Here is a 17,819-nt window from a genome sequence, read left to right on the forward strand (position 1 = left end):
GGGGCGAGAGAATCTCCCTCGCCCCGCTGTCCGTCTGTTTAAGAAACATTTCCGTGGGCGGGGGCGCCTCCCTGCTCCGCCCGGAGCTCCGCGCTGCCCAGCCGGGGACGCTCCGTCCGCTCGGGGTCATGCTCCACCGCAGGCGGGACATGGTCCCGCACACTCTCGGCGGTGATGGTCACCTTTGCGATGGTGGGGTCGGACGGCACGTCGTACATGACCTGGGTCATGACCTCCTCCAGCACCGCACGCAGGCCACGGGCGCCGATGCCGCGGGCAATGGCCTTGTCCGCCGCCGCCTCCAGCGCCTCCGGCTGGAACTCCAGGTCCACCATATCATACTCCAGCAGCTTCTGATACTGCTTGACCAGAGCGTTCTTGGGCTCGGTCAGGATCTGTACCAGCTGCTCCTTGTTCAGGGCCTGGAGCGCCGTGATGACCGGCAGACGGCCCACCAACTCCGGAATGATACCGAATTTGAGCAGATCGTGGGGCTGGATCTCCTTGTAGATCGCGGAGGTATCCCGCTCCTTCTTGCTCTCGATCTTGGCGCCGAAGCCGATGCTCTTCTTATCCAGCCGCTGCTCGATGATCTTCTCGATACCGTCGAACGCGCCGCCGCAGATAAAGAGAATGTTCTTGGTGTTGATCTGGATGAACTCCTGATGGGGGTGCTTGCGTCCGCCCTGGGGAGGAACATTGGCCACCGTACCCTCCAGGATCTTCAGCAGCGCCTGCTGCACACCCTCGCCCGACACATCCCGGGTGATGGAGGTGTTCTCGCTCTTGCGGGCGATCTTGTCGATCTCATCCACGTAGATGATGCCCCGCTCGGCCAGCTCGATGTCGAAATCGGCCGCCTGCACCAGGCGCAGGAGGATGTTCTCCACGTCGTCGCCCACATAGCCGGCCTCCGTGAGGGTGGTGGCGTCCGCGATGGCGAAGGGCACCTTCAGGATGCGGGCCAGGGTCTGGGCAAAGAGGGTCTTGCCGCTGCCGGTGGGACCGATCAGAAGGATGTTGCTCTTCTGGAGCTCCACGTCCTCCCCGCCGCCGAAGTAGATGCGCTTATAGTGGTTGTAGACCGCCACCGAGAGGGCCACCTTGGCGGCCTCCTGGCCGATGATATACTGGTCCAGGACCGTCCGGATCTCCCGGGGCGTGGGAATGACGTCGGGAATGTCCAGCTGTTCGTCCTGGGATTCCTCGGGGTCGTAGGCGTCATCCAGAATACTCATGCACAGATGCACGCACTCATTGCAGATATAAGCGCCCGGGCCCGCGATAATGCGGTTGACCTGCTCCTGATGCTTGCCGCAGAAGGAACAGCGTACCGACTTGTGTTCGTCGTTTTTTGCCATAATGTTACCTCAGTCACAGGCAACTCTGCCCGATTCAAAGATGTGGAAAGAGGAGCGGGCGACTTGATCTCCCGCTCCCCCGCGTTACTTGTTTCCGTTGGTAATCACTTTGTCCACCAGACCGTAGGCCAGAGCCTCGTCGGCAGACATAAAGTTATCCCGCTCGGTATCCCGCGCGATCTCCTCCACACTCTTGCCCGTGTTGCGGGCCAGGATCTGGTTGAGCTTGTCGCGGGTCTTCAGGATCCAGTCGGCGTGGATCTTGATGTCCGAAGCCTGCCCCTTGGCGCCGCCGAGAGGCTGGTGGATCATGATCTCCGCATTGGGCAGGGCAAAGCGCTTGCCCTTGGCCCCGGAGGAGAGCAGGAACGCTCCCATGCTGGCGGCCATGCCGATGCAGATGGTGGACACGTCGCACTTGACATACTGCATCGTGTCGTAGATCGCCATGCCGTCGGTGACCGAGCCGCCGGGGCTGTTGATGTAAAACTGGATATCCTTGTCCGGGTCCTGGGCCTCCAGATAGAGCATCTGGGCCACGACCAGGCTGGCCGTTGTGGCGTTGACTTCCTCGCCCAGGAAAATGATGCGGTCGTTCAGCAAACGGGAAAAAATATCATACGACCGCTCGCCACGGTTGGTCTGCTCCACTACATAGGGAACTAAACTCATGTTTTGGTACTCCTTTTTTGTTCAAGTCGGGGCGCGCCCGACCATCCTCTCCGCGGCCGGCGGGCACTCACACACAGAGTATACCCGCGCGCTGGCGGATTATACCAAAAACGGGGCAGCTCAGGAGGCGGAACCTGCCGCCTCCTGAGTCCCGAACGGAGCGAATTAGCCCTCGGTCTTCTCCTCAGACTTCTCCTCGTCCTTCTTGGTGGTCTTGCGGGTACGCTTGGGCTTCTCCTCGCCCTCGGTCTCCGCGTCCGCCTTCTTCTTGGTGGTCTTCTTCTTGGCGGGAGCCTTGCCGGTCTTGGCGCTGTCGAACACGACGTGAGCGGCCTTCTGACGGCACAGATCGCGCTTGAGGTCCTCCACGATCAGGACCTTCTTGAGCTGCTCCTCGGTCATGTTGTACTGCTCAGCCAGACGCTTGATCTCGGCCTCGACCTCCTCGTCGGTGACCTCGATCTTCTCGGCGTCCACGATGGCGCCCAGGGCCAGATCGCTCTGGACCTGCTTGAGGGCGCTCTCCTTGGCCTGCTCCTTCATCTGCTCCATGGTCATGCCCATCATGGCCAGGTACTGGTCAAAGGGGATGCCCTGAGAGGTCACGCGCTGGGCATAGTTGTTGACCAGCTTCTCGGCCTCGGCGTCCACCATGGCCTCGGGGATCTCGACCTCCATGTTCTCCACGACCTGCTCGATCAGGGCGTTCTCAAAGGCGTGCTGAGCGGCATCCTCACGGCGGGCCTTCAGCTTGTCGCCCAGGTCCTTCTTCAGATCGGCCAGGGTCTCAAACTCGGACACGTCCTTGGCAAACTCGTCGTCCACGGTGGGGAGCTGCTTCTCCTTGACCTCGTGGACCTTGACCTTGAACACCACGGGGGCGCCGGCCAGCTCCTCGGCCTGATAATCCTCGGGGAAGGTCACGTTCAGATCCTTCTCGTCGCCGGCCTTGGTGCCCACCAGCTGATCCTCGAAGCCGGGGATGAAGGTGCCGGAGCCCAGCTCCAGGCTGAAGCCCTCAGCCTTGCCGCCCTCAAAGGCCACGTCGTCCTTGAAGCCCTCGAAGTCGATGACCACGGTGTCGCCCAGCTTGGCCTCGCGCTCCACGGTCACGGCGCGGGTGGCGCGGTTGATGTAGGGCTTGAGCTCGTTGTCCAGGTCCTCGTCGGTGACAGTGACCTCTTCCCGCTCAGCGGTCAGGCCCTTGTACTCGCCCAGCTTGACCTCGGGACGCACGGTGACCTTCGCCTTGAAGGTGAAGCCGTCCTTGCCCACTTCCTGGATCTCGACCTGGGGCCAGGCCACGACGTCCAGCTTCTCCTGCTCCACAGCCTGGCTGTAAGCCTCGGGATAGATCTCGTTGATGGCATCTTCATAGAACACGCCGGAGCCGTACATACCCTCGATGATCTTACGGGGGGCCTTGCCCTTCCGGAAGCCGGGCACGCTGATCTTGCTGCGCTGCTTCTTGTAGACCTTCTCGATGGCGGCCTCAAACTCCTCGCCGCTCACCTCGATGACCAGCTCGACAATGCTCTTTTCCTGCTTTTCAACGCTCTTGACATTCATGTTGTTTACTTCCTCCTATCGGTTCCGAACGGCCCGATCAACCGGCCGCCGGTAGCCTTTGTTGCATTATCCGTGTAATTGTACCAGAAAACCAGATGGATTTCCAGACTTTTTACAAAAATATTTCCGTCTCACGCCAAATCGATCTCAGTCGCAGATGCGGTAGGGGCGAAATTGCAGATAATCCGCCGCCACCAGATGGTAGTCCACGCCCCCGCTGGGCCCCTCAATGGCCAGTCGGTGGCTCCCGCCGTGGAGGTGCCCGTAGAAGCACTGTTCCACGCCGTACTGCTCCAGAAGGGCGATGATCTCCGCGCACAGATAGCCATGATACCGGGGCGGATAGTGCAGAAAACACAGCTTTTTCCGCTCTCCGGCCGCCTTTAGGGAGGCCTCCAAGCGGATCAGCTCCCGCCGGAACACCTTGTCGTTGTGTCCTCCCTCGTCCTCCTCATAGAACCATCCCCGGGTCCCGCACAGGGCATAGGGCCCGTACTCGTAGCAGTTGTTGTGAAGGACGTGCAGGCTTTGAAATCCCCGCTCGGCCCAGAACCGCTCCATCTTTGAGGCGGTGTTCCACCAGTAGTCGTGGTTGCCCTTGAGGATCAGCTTGCGGCCCGGGTAGGACTCCAGAAAGGCAAAGTCCCGCTCCGCCTGCTCCAGACTCATCCCCCAGGAGATATCGCCGCACAGGACCAGGGTATCCTGGCTCGTCAGAACGCTCAGCCCCTCCCGGAGCTTCTCCACATAGCCGCTCCACGCACCGCCGAATACGTCCATGGGCTTATTGACAGCGAGAGACAGATGGGTGTCTCCCAGTGCATACAGCGCCACGCGCACACCAACCTTCCAGCGCTCCGTGGCGCATTATTTCAGAAAATCCAGTACCGCCGTCTCCATGGCCTCCTTGGCCGTGACCTTGGCGTCCCGGGGCTTGAAGTGCTTCAGGGCAGCCAGAGGCGCAGGGGCCGGAACGCCCGTCTTCTCGGTCAGCTGGTCGATGACCGCGGTACCCTGGGCGATCTCCTTCTCCCCCAGGGCGTCCAGCACATCGGCGCAGAACTTGAAGGGGCTGGCGGTGGAGACCACGATGGTGGGGGTCTCATCCCCGCTCTCACGGCGGTACTCCTCCAGCACGTGGAAGGCCACGGCGCTGTGGGGATCCACCAGGTAGTGGTTCTCATTCCACAGCTTGGCGATGGTCTCCTTGGTCTGGGTGTCATCGCAGAACCCGGCCGCGAAATTCTGCTGGAACCGGGCGCGGACCGAGTCACTGACCTCGTAGCGGCCCTGGTTGGCCAGCTGGGTCATATAGCTGCGCACTTCCCCGTCGCTGCGCTCGGCAAACTCAAAGATCATCCGCTCCAGATTGGAGGAGATCAGGATGTCCATGGAGGGCGAGATGGTATTGTAGAAGGTCCGGTTCCGGTCATAGATACCGGTGCGGATGAAGTCGGTGAGCACCTTGTTCTGGTTGGAGGCGCAGATCAGCTTGCCGATGGGCACGCCCATCTCCCGGGCGTAGTAGGCGGCCAGGATGTCGCCGAAGTTGCCGGTGGGCACGCAGACGTTGACCTTCTCCCCCCGCTGGATCTTCTCGTCCCGCAGCAGGTCGCAGTAGGCCGACACATAGTAGACGATCTGAGGCAGGACCCGGCCCCAGTTGATGGAGTTGGCCGAGGAGAAGAAATAGCCCCGCTCCGCCAGGACATCCCGCAACTTCTCATCGGAGAAGAGGCGCTTGACGCCGCTCTGGGCATCGTCAAAGTTGCCCTCCACCGCGCAGATCCCCACGTTCTCTCCCTGCTGGGTGAGCATCTGGAGCTCCTGGATGTCGGACACGCCGTCCTTAGGATAGAACACCAGGATGCGGGTCTTGTCCACATCCCGGAAGCCCTCCAGCGCGGCCTTTCCGGTGTCGCCCGAGGTGGCCACCAGGATGCAGGCCGTCTTGTCCTCCGAGTTCTTGCTCAGAGAGCCGGTGAGCAGGTGGGGCAGCATCTGAAGCGCCATGTCCTTGAAGGCGCAGGTGGGGCCGTGCCACAGCTCCAGGCAGTAGGTGGTGTCGTCCACCTGCCGGACCGGGGCGACCTCCTTGACGTCGAACTTATTGTCCCCATAGGCCCGCTTGGCATAGGCCGTCAGCTCCGAGACGGTGAAGTCGTCCAGGAAGGGCTTCATCACATAGACGGCCCGCTGCTGGTAGGACATCTCCCGCATGGTCTCCAGCGCGTTGGGCGAGAGCTTGGGGAAGACCTCCGGGGTGAAGAGGCCTCCGTCCCGGGACAGGCCCTGGGCAATGGCCTCCGCGGCCAGCTTTTTCATTCCTTTGTTTCGTGTGCTTACATAGTACATACTTCGTTCACGACCCTCATCATATTGTCAAAGAAGATGGCATGTACCAGTTCTTCTTTATAGTTGCGCTGAAGCATCCGGTCATAGATCTTGCCCATGTCCTGGATGCCGTCGATCCCGTCGGGCATCTCGTCATAGCAGCCGTCCAGATCTCCGCCCATGCAGATGTTCTTCTCGCCACCCAGAGAGAGGAAATGCTCGATGTGCTCCACCACGGTATCCACGGTGGTGGGCTCGCCCAGGAAGGTGCGGTACATATTGATTCCGGCTACGCCGTTGTGCCGCATGATCTCCCGGAACATGTCGTCGGTGAGGTTGCGGGGCTGGTCGCACAGGGCGCGGGCGCAGGAATGGCTGGCCATGAAGGGCCCCTCCACGATCTCGGCCACATCCCAGAAGCCCGGATCGGACATGTGGGACACATCCACCAGCATGTGCAGCTCGGTCATCCGCTTGACAAAGGCCTTGCCCTCAGGGGTGAGCCCCTTGTCGGTCTCGTCCTCGGTGGTGCCGCACAGGATGTTGGCCGCATTCCACACGGGGTTGATGGCCCGCACGCCCATCTCCCAGGCCTCCTGGAGGCCCTCCAGGGTGCAGTCGATGAGATCCGCCCCCTCGATGGAGAGGAAGGCCGCCCGCTTGCCCGCGGCAAATGCCGCCTTGGCCTCTTCCCCGGTCCGGCACTGGACGATCACATCCTGATTGAGCTCCATCTCCCGCTGGAAAATGGCGTACTCGGCCCGGAACACGTCCCGTCGGGTGACCCCCGGCTTGAGGACTTCATCGGCAAAGAGGGCAAAAAACTGTCCCCACTTCCCGATATACTCCGCCCGCTTCAGGTCCTGATTCCCAAAATTCTCCCGAACGCCGTATCCGTAACGGTAGCACCGGGTCATGGTATCGCAGTGTCCGTCAAACAGATCCATTCTGCTTACCTCCTTCTCTCAGCGGTTCCCCCGCTTAAAACGCATTTTCGATGTATGTAATGGTCACCCTGCCCGCTTCCTCCGCCGGGCAAACCTCCGCCACATCAAAGCGGGGCTGCTTTTCGGTGGGATTGGCGCTCAGGTAGAGCTCCGCCGTCTGGCGCAGGCGGCACTGCTTGCGCGCGTCCACCGCCTCCAGACCGGAGCCATATGCACAAGAGCTTCGGAACTTGACCTCCACAAAGGCCAGGAAGGCCTCGTTCTCCGCGATGAGATCGATCTCCCCATACCGGCTGCGGTAGCGCCGCGCCCGGATGGTATATCCGCGCCGCTGCAGCTCCCGCTCCACCTGTTCCTCGCCCCAACGCCCCCGCTCCGCTGCCCTTCTGCCGCTCACAGGCGCTTCAGGAAGGTCCGGCGGTGGATGGGACTGGGGCCATACAGCCGCAGCAGCTCATAGTGCCGCTTGGTGCCGTACCCCTTGTGGCGCTCAAACTCATACTGGGGATAGGTCTTGGCCGCCTCTTCCATCCAGCGGTCCCGGCTGACCTTGGCCAGAATGGAGGCCGCGGCGATGCTGGCGCTGTGTCCGTCCCCCTGGACGATGGTCCGATGGGGGGTGGTGATGGCGGCGCTCTTCCCCTTGTCCCGGTTGCCGTCGATGAGGGCAAAGTCCGCCGCCCTGTCCAGGCGGTCAATGGCCATCTGCATGGCCTTCATCCGGGCGCTCAGAATATCGGTCTCGTCGATCTCCGAGGCATCCACCCAGGCCACCGCCCAGGCCGATGCCTGCTCCCGGATCGCATCAAAGAGGATGTCCCGCTTTTTCGGCGTGAGCTTTTTGGAGTCGTTGAGCCCGTCCAGCTCCACGCCCGGAGGCAGGATCACCGCCGCAGCGTAGACCGGACCGGCCAGCGGTCCCGCGCCGGCCTCGTCGCAGCCGCACACCGCGGCATAGCCTTCCGCCCACGCCTCCCGCTCATACTGCCAGAAATCAATCTTCTCCACGGGGCGCCTCCGTTTCGGTCTCCTCCCGCCGGACATCCTCCGGCGTCTCCAGGGTAAAACGCCCCAGCTTACCGCCCCGGTACTCGTCCAGCAGGATCTTGGACATCCGCTCCGTGTCCGGCTCTCCGCCGGAGATGAGGAAGCCCCGCTTGCGGGCGGCCCGCTCCAGCAGCTCCCACCCCTGGGCTTCGGGATCGGCCTCGATCTTATACCGTCCCAGTGCCTCCGGATAGCGGCGGTTGAGCAGGTCCATGAAATGGCAGGCCAGAGTCTCCACATCCATGATCTCATCCTTCACTGCGCCGGTAAAGGCCAGATTCAGCCCGATGGACTGGTCCTCAAACTTGGGCCAGAGGATGCCGGGCGTGTCCAGCAGATCCAGAGAGGCGTCCACCGACACCCACTGCTTGCCCCGGGTGACGCCGGGCCGGTCCCCCGCCTTGGCCGATTTGCGCTTGGCCACCTGGTTGATGAAGGTGGACTTGCCCACGTTGGGCACCCCAACGATCATAGCGCGGATGGGACGCCCCACCTGCCCCTTGGCCTTCCACTGCTCCAGCTTGTCCTTCAGCGCAGCGCGGGCGGCGGCGGAAAACTGATTGACGCCCTTCCCGTCCTTGGCGCTGGTCTCCAGCACGGTGAAGCCCTGGGCACGGAACCAATCCCCCCAGGCCCGGTTCTGGGCGGGGTCGGCCTGGTCGGCCCGGTTGAGGATGATGATGCGCGGCTTGCTCCCCACCAGCTCGTCAATGTCCGGGTTGCGGCTGGAGACTGGAATGCGGGCGTCCACCACCTCGGCCACCAGATCCACATATTTCAGATGTTCCGCGATCATACGCCGCGTTTTCGTCATATGACCCGGATACCACTGTATGTTCATGGCGTTCAGCCCCTTTGTATATTTGCATAATCACGATTCTATCATTATACACAAGATAGCGTCAGAAAAAAAGACTTTTATTTCAGAAATCCATTTTGAACCCTTCGACAGGACCGGCAAATTTTCACGAAAAACGAAAAAACAGGACGGTTTCCCGTCCTGTTTTCCCAATTTCCAGGAGCTCGCTCCTGAAATATGCCTGAAAATTAGATGCGCTCCTTGACCTTGGCAGCCTTGCCCACGCGGTCACGCAGGTAGTACAGCTTGGCACGACGAACCTTACCCTTGCGGACCAGCTCGATCTTCTCCACAGAGGGAGCGTGCAGGGGGAACACCTTCTCCACGCCAACACCGTAGGAGATACGGCGGACGGTGATGCTCTCCTCAATGCCGCCATGCTTCTTGGCAATGACGGTGCCCTCGAACACCTGGATACGCTCGCGGTTGCCTTCCTTGATGTGAACGTGCACGCGGACGGTGTCGCCCACATTGGCCACAGGGGCCTCGGCCTTCATCTGCTTCTCGGTAAAAGCCTTCATCAGATCCATGGATATTTCCTCCTCATTTATAGGTGTTCTTGCCGGGTTGTTGCCGCAGGCTCTTTCTTCGTCCCGCGCCAGCAGAGGAACACCCTTTATTCAGACTTTGGAAGTATATCACACTTCTTTGGGGATTGCAAGGGTTTTCTGCACAATCCCCCTCTCCCGCCGCCCCGCTCCGGCTCAGGCAGAGAGAGGATGCCGAGCCATCCAGCGGTCAGGAGCAGCGTCGGATTCCCCCGCTGAAGCAAAAGCCAGATCCCGGCCCCTCCGAGGGCCAGCGCCAGGGCCAGGGAGATCCCCTGTCCCCAGCTTCTCTTCCAGGCGCCGCCCTCCAGCAGAGTGCGCAGGATGCGTCCTCCGTCCAGGCCTGCGATGGGCAGAAGATTGAAGAGTCCCAGACTCAGATTCAGACCAATCAGCAGATACCGCTCCTCCCCCATGCCCTCGCCCCAGCGAGTGATGGCCGCCGCCGCGGCCAGATTGGCGGCCGGGCCGGCCAGTGCGGTCAGGATGCGGAACGCGCGTCCACTGGGGGCGCTGGCGGAGAGGCGCATCTCCGCCCCCACACAGGTCAGCCGGAGCCCGGTGACCCGTCCGCCCAGCAGGCGGATGGCCAGATAGTGCCCCCCTTCATGGAGGGCGCAGGCGGCAGCGCCCCAGAGAACCACGCCCTGGGTATCCATATAATAAAGGAATGCGGCCAGCAGGAGAAATCCCCCGCTCACCTCCAGACAGCCCCATCGCATGGATCAAGAGCTCTGCGTCTGAATATAGTACAGCGGGTTGAGGCGGACCTGGTTCCGCTTCACCTCAAAATGCAGGTGCGGCCCCGTGGCATTCCCGCTTTGCCCGGACAACGCCACCTGCTCTCCCGCCTTGACCTGCTGTCCCTGCTGGACATCCAGCCGGTCACAGTGGGCGTAGAAGCTGGTGACGCCATTCCCATGGTTGATCTGAAGATACAGACCGTAAATGGGGCTCTCCCCGATATAGTCGATGGTTCCGGCTGCAAAGGCCAGGACCGGCGTGTCCAGATTGACCGCCAGATCCACCCCGTTGTGGAATTTCTCTCCACCGTCCACCGGATGCTCCCGCCAGCCAAAGGGGGACGAGACCCAGCCGAGGACCGGCGTTGCAGTCTCTCCGATATCCAGCCGGTACTTGTCCATCGTGGCGTTATCGGGCAGAGTTGGTCCGCTATACTCCATGTGCACCACCGCCGGCTCCGCCTCCGGTGTGGGTTCCGGCTGGACCGGTTCGGCCTGTTGTGCAGCCGTAAAGGCAAAGGGAGCCGGCGGATCGGCGGCTGTCTGCGCCTCCTCTACCCCCAGATAGACGCCCGGAGAGCGCTTCTCCCCCACCGCCAGCCGCTGGATCTCCGCGGTACAGAACATCCCATCCACCGCCGTGGAGGACGTGCTCACGCGCACCTCAAAAGAGGTCCCAAAGACTTCGGTACAGAAATCGCCCAAGGTCTCCGTCACGGTCTCCCCCTCCGCAATCGCCCTTCCCAGATTGGAAAAAGCCGCAGTAAAATCAGTGTCCGTATGGAGCATTTGGGCCAGTTCCTCCCGCATGGAAACCAGACGCTCCGGGAAGACACCCTTCCCCACCAGTATGACCACAAATGCCATGGTACAGACGGCCAGTTGGATCAGCCTCCGCCGCTCCTTTGCACCCAACTCCACCCCACGGCGCTTCTTCTGCCGCGCCGATGGATGCGACGATATACTTCCGGACCGCCTGGCCCTTCTTCTGACCCATTCCTGATAGGTCGTGTTCTCCATACCGCGGTCCCCCCTTTCCACTCAGGTTGCATTCTGTTTGTCCTAACAGTATGCCTGGGGAGACGTGGATATGCCTAAGGCATCCCAGCCGGGATGCCTTTCGTCAGGTGAGCACGTGCTTTTCCATCTGCTGCTTCAGATGTGTCATATCGACCGCTCTGGCCACGATCAAAAAGATGACGCCGTTTCCCAGAGACTGGATCGCAGTCCCGGCAAACTGCGGCCAGAAGCTCTGTATGCTTCCATAGAGAACCACTGCACACAGGCCGTACGCAGCCGGCGAAAAGACCGAGGCAAGGACCAGCCCTACATAGTTGCGCTTACACAGGAAGGTGGGCGCACGGGATGTAAAAAAGAACACCAGGCAGCTCTTGATTACCAGTGTTGGCAGGCACCAGGCCGGATACGTGAGGAGATCCGCCAGCCCCGCTCCAATGGCGGCCGCCGCCGCCGCGTAGGGCGTCGGGAGCAGACAGGCGACCATATAGATCAGCACATCGCCCAGATGGATGTATCCCCCCGGAAAGGGAACGTGGAACAGATACGCGGTCGTCATGGTAATGCAGGCTGCAAAAAGCCCGGATACCACGATATATTTGAGGTTTATGTTCTGTGACTTGGTTTTCATATGCGGTTTCCCTCCTCTTTTGTTCTATGATACCGCGTCCTGCACATTTCAAAAGAGTCAGTTTCCGTTTTTTTGATAGGACCACGCCAGAAAACGCTTTTTAAAAATTTTTGATAAAAACGTAAAAAACACTTGCATTATAAAATAATCTGTGATATAGTATACGAGTCGTCTGACGAGACAGCTAAATCCGGGTGTGGCGAAGTTTGGTATCGCGCTTGAATGGGGTTCAAGAGGCCGCTGGTTCGAATCCAGTCACTCGGACCATGCGGAGTGTCCTTATAGGATCTGAGTATCCTACAAAGGGCACTCCGCATTTTTTATTGTCAAAATTGGGGCAGCGCCGTTTTCATCGAACAGCAGCCGATCCCGGATGCACAGGAGCTTTACCTTGTGCCGGGTGAGCAGGTCAATGTAGCTTTGGGTCATCCCCCACTCCCGACCTATCCGGTTCAGGCTATGGACTAACACCACATCCACCCTGCCAGCGGCAACGGCCTCGGTCACTTTCTGGAGCGCCGGGCGGTCTAATGTGAGCCCGCTGCCGTATTCGTCCGCAGCGCCGATGATGGTATATCCCGCCTTCTTTGCGTAGATCTGGAGCAGAAACCGCTGGTGTTCCAATGCGAAAGAATCGTCATGGGCAACACGGCAATAGAGAAATGCTCTCATATCCCACACCACCTTTACACCGCCGGGGTGTAGCTTAATGCTACGCCTTTTCTCGTTTCCAGCAGAATATCCCGCTCGGGGATTTTCCGGCGATCCGGCACCTCAAAGGCCCCGATGCAGTTGTAGTGGATCGTCACCCGCTGATTGGTAACACCGTCCTCCTTGACCGCAGGATAGACCTCGATATACTCAATGAGTTCGGCAACCATGCGTTTGGTAATGGTGGTAGCGTCTGTGTAGCGGCGTACCGTTTCCAAGAAGGTGTCCACATCCATCCGCTTATCTTCCAGCTTTTTCAGCTCCAACCGCAGCGCCTTGATCCGTCCGGCGTTCTCGCCCTGCTCCTGCTCATACCGCTTGGACATTTTGGCAAACCGAGCATCGTCGATTTTGCCGGACACATTGTCCTCATAGAGCCGTTCAAAGAGCATATCCAGCTCTCCGTCCCGGGCCAGTAGCCCGTCCAGCTCCCGCTTCTTGCGTACCCGGTCATTTTCCGCTACCTTGGCGGAGCGGCCCACCATCGCCTTGATGAAGTCGTTTTCGTATTCGTTAGCGAAGCAGGCCAGCCGGTGTATCTCGTAGAGCACCACCTGCTCCAAGAAGTCCAGCCGTATATAGTGGGTAGACGAGCACTTGCGGAGCCCGGAATTGTGGTTCTGGCAGCTAAAGAATTTAATATCGTGGTTGCCTTGGTTAAAATGGAAATTCAGATTGCCGCCGCACTCCAGGCATTTCAGATAGCCGGAAAAGACGCTGGGCTCTTGGGTAACGGTGGGGCGCTTGCGCCGTGTCCCGGCTTTTAACGCCTGCACCTTTTCCCAAGTTGGTCGGTCAATGATAGGCTCATGGACATTGAGGAAGATGGCCCGGTTCTCCTCCGGGTTCTCAATCCGACGCTTCATTTTATAGGATTTGGAATAGCTTTTGAAGTTGATCACATCACCGCAGTATTCCTGCGTGGTCAAAATTTTCTTGATTGTGGTGTGTCCCCATTTTGTGGGCTCCACGGTGCTTTTGGAGCCGCCTCTGCTTGTACCCCTGCTGCGCCAGTAGTAGGTGGGGTTGACGATCCCATCTGCACCGAGGGCAGCGGCAGTTTCAGCCAGCCCGTACCCGTCCAACGCCATGCGGTAGATACGGCGTACCACCTCGGCGGCCTCCGGGTCAATCACCCAAAACCGGGGATTGTCCGGGTTCTTTATGTAGCCGTAGGGCGGCGGCGAAAGCGGAATCCCAGCGTTGCCTTTCATCTTATTGACGATCCGGCGCTTCTTGGAGATGTCCTTGGCGTAGTATTCATTCATAATGTTCTTGAACGGGGTGAAATCGTCCTCGCCCTCGTCGCTGTCCACGCCATCGGAAACGGCCACCAGCCGCACATCATGGAGCGGGAAAAATTCTTCGGTGAGCTTGCCCACCTCAATGTAGTTGCGGCCCAGCCGGGAGAGGTCTTTCACGAACACCGCCGAGATGTACCCAGCCTCGATTGCGGCAATCATTTTCTGAAAGCCGGGGCGTTTCATGGTAGTGCCGGTAATACCGTCATCCACGAAAAAGATGGTATCGGTATAACCCTTGTCCTTGGCGGCCTTTTGAAGTATTTTCTTTTGGTTCTGGATGCTGTTGGACTCGCTGTCCATGTTATCGTCACGGCTCAGGCGGCAGTAGAGAGCGGCTGTGCCGGTAGAGATTTTCTTGCTTGACTGTTTCAAAATATCCTCCTTCCTGCAATCAAGCAAGAGGTTCTTATCTATGTATATTATACCTCTGCCGACTGCCCGTGTTAAGGATGTCGATGGAACAGTTAGGCTGGCTCCAGATCGGCCAGCATCAGCTTCAACAGGATGTCACGCATGGACTCGCCTTTGTCCTTGTAGACGGGCGTGACAATGAATTGGATTTTGCCGACTTGATAGGTATATTCCTCCTTGACGGGTACGGGATCTTCCATGTGGGCCTCCTTCCAGAACGATACGAAACAATGACCGACAGTCCCCCTTGTCCCGTGGGGAAACGCAGAAAGGCGGCACCTTCGGCGGTGCCGCCCTCTTGCCTTGCTCCACTTTGGGACAACTTGTCCCAAGGTCAGTAGGGGCTGTTCTCAAAGTGCTGCTGGGCTTCCTCCAGCCCACGGATGTCAAAGACCTCATAGAGCTCTGCCACCACACGCCGGATGTCCGTGGGAGAAAACCCACAGTTTTCCATAGCGTAGATGACATAGCCCCGGCAGGCATTGTTGCTCCACGGCTGGGCAAGCAGGGCCGCCAGTTCGGGATCATGCTTCATGTTGGTTTTCTCCTTGATAAAAAGTTTCGGGAGCGCCACGCTCATTTCCTTGGCCCGTCATAAGACAGCAATACTCAGCATGACGCTCTCGAGGGGGCGGCAGCCCGGAGGGGCAAGCAGCCAGCTTGTCCGGCTGCGGATCGTGGCCGTGGGGTGGTTTGTCCCACTTGCGGCGCTGGTGTTGTTCGCTCGTTCTCCTGCCGGAGAAGTCACAGCGCACCCGCCGCCCGGCTCCCCGCTCTATGGCTCGGGGCCGCCGCTATTCAGTTGTTGATCGGATGTAACTCCTCTCATATACCAAGGACAAAAAACGGCTCTTTGGCAGGGTTGCTCACATAACTTTTTTCAAATATTTTCTCATAGCAGCCAAACCGCTTTGAACCGACTCCTGCACAGAAGTTTTGCTCACGCCTTCGGCCATAGCCACCTCCCGATAGCTCTTGCCGAGGATCACACAGGCGTCCACCCGGTGGCCCTGCGTTTCGGGCAAGGAATTGAGCGCAGCACACAAATGGCAGAACAGCTCCATGCGCTCCAGCAGCTCCTGCGGGGTGGGTTCGGAAACGCAGGCGGAGTATTCGATCCCGTCCTCGCAATCGAGGGAATACTGTGCCTTGTTGCGGACGATCCGCCGCTGATAGGCGGCCTCATACAGCCTGCTTGCCCGGAGCTCGTCGGCAACTTCCTCGGAAACCTCTATGTATTCGTCGTGGGTGTACCACGGATAAAAGTCTTTCAGATTGATGGTCGTCATTTGTAATTCCTCCGTTCAGATGGTTGGGGATGAATGGCGATCTGAACGGAGGGCGGCGGAGAGCGACACCCCGGGCCGCCTTTGCCTACTTCGGGACAACTTGTCCCAAAGCAGACAAAACAAAATGCGCTCGTGTGCCACAAGGACACGCAAGCGCACGATGTTTTGTTGCTTTTTACATACTGCTGTATTTCATGTTCAATGCCGAACTGATCCTGTTGTGATGGCCGGCTTTTTTTGACAGGTTAGGTGGGTGGAAAAGAAAAAAGGACACAGCGATACCTCCCGGACACCGCCGTATCCTTAAAAAAGGGCGACTTTAACACACCCTCCGTATTCTCATTTTTTGAAAAAGAAAACGGCGGCTTGAAATTGATATTTCAAAACCGCCGTAAGGTTGCTATACTTTTGTTTTTGGCGCACAATCTCCAACCACCAAAACAACGGTTTTTTTATTATCCCCTTCTTTGGTGGATTGAGCTATATCAAATTGAATTGCCTGTTTTTATTTTTGGGGACGATACTTAAAAATCAATATGGTTCCCCATATTCCCCCACAAAGCATGACCTCAAGAAAACCAAGGAAATGAATAGAACCAAAAGAAAAGTTCGAATTAACAAACGCCACAAGGTGATTTGCACCTAAAAGCCAGCATAGTGTTGTAGTTTGAATAGTTAATAATCTTAGGGCAGCAATATCCTTTTTCTTTATCGAAAGCATGATTGCTGTTATTAAGGCAATATTCCATAACGCAATTTCTCGCTGCCAACCAACCGCACTTCCCCAAATCGAGTACTGCTCTCCAATTTGAGGAATGAATAATTGCCAAATACAGGCTCCTCCACACGCAAAAATGATAAATAGTAGATAGAATTTGTACGAGCACATAGATTTTTTATTGTCGTTCTCGGTCATTGTGTTCCTCCAAAACATGAAATTTATTTCAGGTTTAGTGTATCATGCCATCCGTCTGATGTCAACAATGTATCTGAAATTAGTTTCAGATTTTATTGATTTGATCACTATATTGCGGTATAATGGTTAAGACAACAAAGGCGGGTGAATGTAATGCCTACAAATGAAATCCGTATTCCTAAACAAAAACGGTCTATTGAAAAAAAAGATGCTATTATAGTAGCAAGTTATGAACTGTTTTGCGAAAAAGGGTATTATAAGACTAATACGGCGGAAATTGCAAAGGCAGCAAATGTTTCTACCGGAATTGTCTATAACTATTTTCACGACAAACACGACATTCTAAAGGAAGTTATTGGTCTGTATATTTCCAGATTGGAATCTGAATTTAGAACTACCCTTAGCAGGCAAATTCAAAAAGAGGATCTCCATAACCTTGTTAAAGAACTGCTTGATGCATTGATTACCTCTCATACCATGAATGTTTCTGCGCATAATGAGTTTATGGCCTTGGCGTTACTCGATCCTGAAATACAAAATTACTTTGTTGCTTTTGAAGCAAGGCTACTCGCACAAATTAAGGAACTTCTTATTAGTGCAGAGTTTTCGTCTTGCTTCTTAGAGGAAAAACTTCGCATCGCTTTTGGGATCATTGAGCAGCTTTGCCACGATTATATACAGCAGATCATTGATGAAGCACAGTTGTCCAGATCAAAAATTGTTGCGGTTCAAGCTATTACGAGTTTAATCGAGATGGATGTTGAACCGGAAATTAAATAGTCAGTATAGTGATTTTATAAATCGTTCAAATACTAATACCTGAAATGTAAAATCATTTTGGGTGATGTTATGAAGTTTGAACGAGATGAGCGACGATTTGACTTTCACGATATAGGGCTTGCCATTAAAAAAGCTCGGGAAGCCAGTGGGATGACGCAGGAGCAACTGGCCTATATCGTTGACCGGGCTCCTCGCACCATCATGTATAACGAGAATGACGGCCAGCACCCCAGCCTTAACACCTTTTATCAGATGGTGACGATGTTCAATATATCGGTTGACCAATATTTTTATCCGTCCAAGAATAAAGGCAGCGAGTGTAGAAAGCGTATCGACGCCATGCTTAATGCTCTGGACGAAAAAGAACTGAAAATTGTAGAAGCCACGATCCAAGCGATGAAAGCGGCTAAGGAAACGGAGGATGCGTAAGAGAAACACGCACCTCCGTTTTTTTGCGCTGTTTAGGGCAGCGCACTAATGGCAAGCAGGGCAAGTGTGGCCACACTTGCTATTTTTGCAGCCCGAGGGGGCCGCAAAAACGCTTGTTGGGGAGGGTAGTGTCAAGAGTTTTGCGCAAATTGGTTTACAGCCCCTGGCATGAATGAAGTTAGCCAGCAATGGAGGCATCCTCAAAGGCTGCTTCCAGGTGCTTCATATTCATGTATTTCTTGTTGCCCCAC

Annotated in this window: 21 protein-coding genes and 1 tRNA gene; 3 read left to right on the forward strand and 19 right to left on the reverse strand. The window is 57.2% G+C overall.

Annotated features, from left to right (window positions below; genetic code table 11):
- Window positions 1–38: 38 nt before the first annotated feature.
- The 13 genes from clpX to INF37_RS05090 all read right to left on the reverse strand — a co-directional run bounded on the left by clpX (window position 39) and on the right by INF37_RS05090 (window position 11,728).
- Window positions 39–1,361, reverse strand: a complete 1,323-nt coding sequence (gene clpX / locus INF37_RS05030; protein WP_186963809.1) for an ATP-dependent Clp protease ATP-binding subunit ClpX — start codon at window positions 1,359–1,361, stop codon at window positions 39–41.
- Between the two features lie 84 nt (window positions 1,362–1,445).
- Window positions 1,446–2,033 (reverse strand): ATP-dependent Clp endopeptidase proteolytic subunit ClpP, encoded by a 588-nt coding sequence (gene clpP / locus INF37_RS05035; RefSeq protein ID WP_186963808.1) that lies wholly within the window; start codon window positions 2,031–2,033, stop codon window positions 1,446–1,448.
- Between the two features lie 165 nt (window positions 2,034–2,198).
- Entirely contained in the window at window positions 2,199–3,602 is a 1,404-nt protein-coding gene (gene tig, locus INF37_RS05040; RefSeq protein WP_101693149.1) for a trigger factor, read from the reverse strand.
- Window positions 3,603–3,749: 147 nt separating this feature from the next.
- A complete protein-coding gene (locus INF37_RS05045) occupies window positions 3,750–4,436 on the reverse strand; it encodes a metallophosphoesterase (protein WP_101693986.1) in 687 nt (228 codons plus the stop codon).
- Between the two features lie 33 nt (window positions 4,437–4,469).
- Complete coding sequence (gene thrC, locus INF37_RS05050) at window positions 4,470–5,957, reverse strand: threonine synthase (protein ID WP_193536805.1); 1,488 nt, start codon at window positions 5,955–5,957, stop codon at window positions 4,470–4,472.
- A complete protein-coding gene (locus INF37_RS05055; RefSeq protein ID WP_193536807.1) occupies window positions 5,945–6,883 on the reverse strand; it encodes a dipeptidase in 939 nt (312 codons plus the stop codon). The genes thrC and INF37_RS05055 overlap by 13 nt, the downstream gene beginning before the upstream one ends.
- Before the next feature lie 34 nt (window positions 6,884–6,917).
- The gene (locus INF37_RS05060) at window positions 6,918–7,280 is read right to left on the reverse strand and encodes a YraN family protein (protein WP_193536809.1); all 363 of its coding nucleotides are present in this window, start codon (window positions 7,278–7,280) and stop codon (window positions 6,918–6,920) included.
- Entirely contained in the window at window positions 7,277–7,891 is a 615-nt protein-coding gene (locus tag INF37_RS05065) for a ribonuclease HII (protein ID WP_101693153.1), read from the reverse strand. The genes INF37_RS05060 and INF37_RS05065 overlap by 4 nt, the downstream gene beginning before the upstream one ends.
- Window positions 7,878–8,771, reverse strand: coding sequence for a ribosome biogenesis GTPase YlqF (ylqF, locus tag INF37_RS05070; RefSeq protein ID WP_101693154.1), 894 nt, complete (start codon window positions 8,769–8,771; stop codon window positions 7,878–7,880). The genes INF37_RS05065 and ylqF overlap by 14 nt, the downstream gene beginning before the upstream one ends.
- A gap of 206 nt (window positions 8,772–8,977) precedes the next feature.
- Complete coding sequence (gene rplS, locus INF37_RS05075; RefSeq protein ID WP_101693155.1) at window positions 8,978–9,319, reverse strand: 50S ribosomal protein L19; 342 nt, start codon at window positions 9,317–9,319, stop codon at window positions 8,978–8,980.
- An 86-nt stretch (window positions 9,320–9,405) separates the two neighbouring features.
- Complete coding sequence (locus INF37_RS05080) at window positions 9,406–10,059, reverse strand: site-2 protease family protein (protein WP_193536811.1); 654 nt, start codon at window positions 10,057–10,059, stop codon at window positions 9,406–9,408.
- Between the two features lie 3 nt (window positions 10,060–10,062).
- On the reverse strand, window positions 10,063–11,001 hold the full coding sequence (locus tag INF37_RS05085) for a M23 family metallopeptidase (protein WP_328821033.1): 939 nt from the start codon (window positions 10,999–11,001) through the stop codon (window positions 10,063–10,065).
- A 202-nt stretch (window positions 11,002–11,203) separates the two neighbouring features.
- Window positions 11,204–11,728 carry a TIGR04002 family protein gene (locus INF37_RS05090; RefSeq protein WP_193536815.1) on the reverse strand — a complete coding sequence of 175 codons (525 nt, stop codon included), beginning with the start codon at window positions 11,726–11,728 and terminating at the stop codon, window positions 11,204–11,206.
- Window positions 11,729–11,918: 190 nt separating this feature from the next.
- Here INF37_RS05090 and INF37_RS05095 point away from each other — a divergent pair.
- Window positions 11,919–11,995: transfer RNA gene (locus INF37_RS05095), tRNA-Pro, on the forward strand.
- Between the two features lie 30 nt (window positions 11,996–12,025).
- Here INF37_RS05095 and INF37_RS05100 read toward each other — a convergent pair.
- The 6 genes from INF37_RS05100 to INF37_RS05125 all read right to left on the reverse strand — a co-directional run bounded on the left by INF37_RS05100 (window position 12,026) and on the right by INF37_RS05125 (window position 16,359).
- Window positions 12,026–12,400: a recombinase family protein gene (locus INF37_RS05100; RefSeq protein WP_193536817.1), complete on the reverse strand. Its 375-nt coding sequence runs from the start codon at window positions 12,398–12,400 to the stop codon at window positions 12,026–12,028.
- A 14-nt stretch (window positions 12,401–12,414) separates the two neighbouring features.
- Window positions 12,415–14,115: a recombinase family protein gene (locus INF37_RS05105; protein ID WP_193536819.1), complete on the reverse strand. Its 1,701-nt coding sequence runs from the start codon at window positions 14,113–14,115 to the stop codon at window positions 12,415–12,417.
- A gap of 92 nt (window positions 14,116–14,207) precedes the next feature.
- The gene (locus INF37_RS05110) at window positions 14,208–14,354 is read right to left on the reverse strand and encodes a hypothetical protein (protein WP_006573143.1); all 147 of its coding nucleotides are present in this window, start codon (window positions 14,352–14,354) and stop codon (window positions 14,208–14,210) included.
- 134 nt (window positions 14,355–14,488) lie between these two features.
- Window positions 14,489–14,689 (reverse strand): hypothetical protein, encoded by a 201-nt coding sequence (locus tag INF37_RS05115; RefSeq protein ID WP_193536821.1) that lies wholly within the window; start codon window positions 14,687–14,689, stop codon window positions 14,489–14,491.
- Window positions 14,690–15,020: 331 nt separating this feature from the next.
- Window positions 15,021–15,443 carry an RNA polymerase sigma factor gene (locus tag INF37_RS05120; protein ID WP_193536823.1) on the reverse strand — a complete coding sequence of 141 codons (423 nt, stop codon included), beginning with the start codon at window positions 15,441–15,443 and terminating at the stop codon, window positions 15,021–15,023.
- 505 nt (window positions 15,444–15,948) lie between these two features.
- Entirely contained in the window at window positions 15,949–16,359 is a 411-nt protein-coding gene (locus tag INF37_RS05125; RefSeq protein WP_050004307.1) for a hypothetical protein, read from the reverse strand.
- Window positions 16,360–16,512: 153 nt separating this feature from the next.
- On the opposite strand from INF37_RS05125, the gene INF37_RS05130 reads away from it, so the two are divergent.
- On the forward strand, window positions 16,513–17,139 hold the full coding sequence (locus INF37_RS05130) for a TetR/AcrR family transcriptional regulator (protein ID WP_193536825.1): 627 nt from the start codon (window positions 16,513–16,515) through the stop codon (window positions 17,137–17,139).
- 69 nt (window positions 17,140–17,208) lie between these two features.
- A complete protein-coding gene (locus INF37_RS05135; RefSeq protein WP_050004369.1) occupies window positions 17,209–17,568 on the forward strand; it encodes a helix-turn-helix transcriptional regulator in 360 nt (119 codons plus the stop codon).
- Window positions 17,569–17,819: the final 251 nt, after the last annotated feature.

The sequence above is a fragment of the Pseudoflavonifractor gallinarum genome (assembly GCF_014982855.1).
Taxonomy (GTDB): Bacteria; Bacillota; Clostridia; order Oscillospirales; family Oscillospiraceae; genus Pseudoflavonifractor_A; species Pseudoflavonifractor_A gallinarum.

Bases quoted from the DNA above. Each gene is read 5' to 3' on its own strand.
- clpX (WP_186963809.1), bottom strand. From the start codon at position 1,361: ATGGCAAAAAACGACGAACACAAGTCGGTACGCTGTTCCTTCTGCGGC.
- clpP (WP_186963808.1), bottom strand. From the start codon at position 2,033: ATGAGTTTAGTTCCCTATGTAGTGGAGCAGACCAACCGTGGCGAGCGG.
- tig (WP_101693149.1), bottom strand. From the start codon at position 3,602: ATGAATGTCAAGAGCGTTGAAAAGCAGGAAAAGAGCATTGTCGAGCTG.
- thrC (WP_193536805.1), bottom strand. From the start codon at position 5,957: ATGTACTATGTAAGCACACGAAACAAAGGAATGAAAAAGCTGGCCGCG.
- INF37_RS05055 (WP_193536807.1), bottom strand. From the start codon at position 6,883: ATGGATCTGTTTGACGGACACTGCGATACCATGACCCGGTGCTACCGT.
- ylqF (WP_101693154.1), bottom strand. From the start codon at position 8,771: ATGAACATACAGTGGTATCCGGGTCATATGACGAAAACGCGGCGTATG.
- rplS (WP_101693155.1), bottom strand. From the start codon at position 9,319: ATGGATCTGATGAAGGCTTTTACCGAGAAGCAGATGAAGGCCGAGGCC.
- INF37_RS05080 (WP_193536811.1), bottom strand. From the start codon at position 10,059: ATGCGATGGGGCTGTCTGGAGGTGAGCGGGGGATTTCTCCTGCTGGCC.
- INF37_RS05090 (WP_193536815.1), bottom strand. From the start codon at position 11,728: ATGAAAACCAAGTCACAGAACATAAACCTCAAATATATCGTGGTATCC.
- INF37_RS05100 (WP_193536817.1), bottom strand. From the start codon at position 12,400: ATGAGAGCATTTCTCTATTGCCGTGTTGCCCATGACGATTCTTTCGCA.
- INF37_RS05110 (WP_006573143.1), bottom strand. From the start codon at position 14,354: ATGGAAGATCCCGTACCCGTCAAGGAGGAATATACCTATCAAGTCGGC.
- INF37_RS05115 (WP_193536821.1), bottom strand. From the start codon at position 14,689: ATGAAGCATGATCCCGAACTGGCGGCCCTGCTTGCCCAGCCGTGGAGC.
- INF37_RS05120 (WP_193536823.1), bottom strand. From the start codon at position 15,443: ATGACGACCATCAATCTGAAAGACTTTTATCCGTGGTACACCCACGAC.
- INF37_RS05125 (WP_050004307.1), bottom strand. From the start codon at position 16,359: ATGACCGAGAACGACAATAAAAAATCTATGTGCTCGTACAAATTCTAT.
- INF37_RS05130 (WP_193536825.1), top strand. From the start codon at position 16,513: ATGCCTACAAATGAAATCCGTATTCCTAAACAAAAACGGTCTATTGAA.
- INF37_RS05135 (WP_050004369.1), top strand. From the start codon at position 17,209: ATGAAGTTTGAACGAGATGAGCGACGATTTGACTTTCACGATATAGGG.